The organism is Nostoc sp. UIC 10890 (assembly GCF_054786515.1).
The window spans coordinates 1-1,927 of sequence record NZ_JBSGKF010000115.1 but is presented as its reverse complement, the minus strand read 5'-3'; the positions used below and the strand labels follow the sequence as shown (position 1 = coordinate 1,927).

The following is a 1,927-nucleotide window of genomic DNA, read 5'->3' as shown; positions in this document are numbered from 1 at the left end:
TCTTTTGGGGCCAATTATTAGCACCGATCTCTTTGCTGGTTTAGTGCGGACAACAATGCATCTGGATTTAGATGATTTGATTGAACCGGAAATACCACAAACCTTTAAACCACATGGCCCACACCAATTTTCATATCCTAACCAGGAGGGCGATTCTGTAGTAGCACCCGTTGAGAAAGCGAGTGTTTTGGCAATGCTCGATGAGGTGACAACTTTAGAAGATGTTCGCAATTTGGCATCAGATGAGGATGTTCAAAAATGGCAGAGCGCGATCGCTAACCATCTGATAAATGTCAAAGATGAGATTTCTTTAGTTAAACTGCAACGTGCGTTGCAAATGCCGATGGTAGAAGTATGGTTGGGATTATTGCTGGGTGGGTTTACATTAGAACAGCGTGGTGATTTTTATCACAACCACAATGTCTGGGTGAAAAGCTCTCCTTCCTACTACCAATAACAATACATTCGCCATATAGGAGTGACAATAGTTTCAGTCAGATTATTACAATTACGCCAACTTAGTCGCAGCAATCCTCAACTCTTGGCACAAGAGTACGTGCCTTCAACAGTTATCAGTTATCAGTTAAAAATTGTAAGTCAATTGGGAGTCAGAGTCCCCCACTTCTAAAAAGTGGTGTGTTTCAGTCGTAGTCAAATCCTAACTGTTACTGTGATAACTGATAACTGTTGACTATTCACTGATTTAATGATGTTAAAGGTGTTAGTTGCTCGTCTTAGGTTGACAAGTTGCGAGCTGATTCTGGGTGAATTCTTTTTAGCGATCGCTCGTTTGGGTGGTTTTCTTGGTCGCAAGTCCGATGGTCTAACTGGTTGGCAGACCTTATGGTGAGGTTAGTTGCGATTACAGGATATGTGTTGGACTGCCGATTTTATCACCCAGTCACTCTAAAAGATGTTGGTAATGACAAGCCTTAGCTTTTGAAAATGATGTCATACAATGACAGCAAAATTTCCACCACAATCAGAATTACCACATACCACTCCACTCGCTGGCTACTGCTATGCTGCATGAACTCCAGTACTGTTTGTGCGGTTTGGGTAATTAGCTCTAGTTTGCGTTCTAGGGCATAGTGACGCTCACGGATTTCGTATTCATCCTCCAAGCGCAGATATAAGTTTTCTAGCTGTGGAGATTCCCAGAGCAACTCTGGCTTATCGATAATTTCTACTCGACCCACAATCTTATGTTGAACTAATAGGGTAGTCCCAAGTTGACGCAGTAATTCCCGGCTCTGGCGTCTTCCCCTGTTTTCACGCTGGAGACTAGCTGCAAACGGTTCAATTTGATCAAATACAGTCGCTAGGCTGGTTTCATAGTGAGACAGTACAACACTCTTGGCGAGAATATCAGCCACTATCTGCAAGCGTTCTATGCTAAATTCATGCAGCAAAATTTTTCCTTCCTTAGCTCGTTCACTCTCTGCAACTTTGAGATGAACTTCCACTTCTTCTGTTTCCGGATCGGCAAAAGTGCCACTAACTTGAGAGGATAGTTTGGTTAAGAAGGCTATCTTTTCCACAGGCTCAAGGTTAAACAGCACAACTGCACCATAGTTCAGTAATACCGCACAGCCGTGTTTACCAACTGAAACCATTAGCGGCATAGTCGCCAAGCAAACGTAATTCTTCAATGTTTGTAAGTTAATATCCTCACCAAGGAATAGGGCCTGTACTCTAAAATTATCTCTGTCATTAAAAAGGAATTTTTGCATTGTCACCCTCTCACTTTTCGGGTTGCCCCCATCCGATGGTATGTCTCTCGTAAATAGCCCAAAACATGATACATATTGGTTATGAATAAAACAGCTTCACCTTTGGGTGTTCAAACTTACTCCCAAGGTAAAATCACAATTGACCTGGAACCATGCATCTATGAGCAATTACAGAAACAATCTGTCAGCCCTTC

At 42.3% G+C, this 1,927-nt stretch carries 2 protein-coding genes; one reads left to right on the top strand and one right to left on the bottom strand.

Features of this window, described 5'->3' with window-relative positions:
* Positions 1–457 (top strand): hypothetical protein (locus tag ACWATR_RS39640; RefSeq protein ID WP_460345761.1); only part of this gene is annotated, 457 nt, incomplete at its 5' end.
* Positions 458–932: 475 nt separating this feature from the next.
* Here the strand turns inward: ACWATR_RS39640 and ACWATR_RS39635 are convergent.
* A complete protein-coding gene (locus ACWATR_RS39635) occupies positions 933–1,733 on the bottom strand; it encodes an RMD1 family protein (RefSeq protein WP_460345758.1) in 801 nt (266 codons plus the stop codon).
* Between the last annotated feature and the right edge of the window lie 194 nt (positions 1,734–1,927).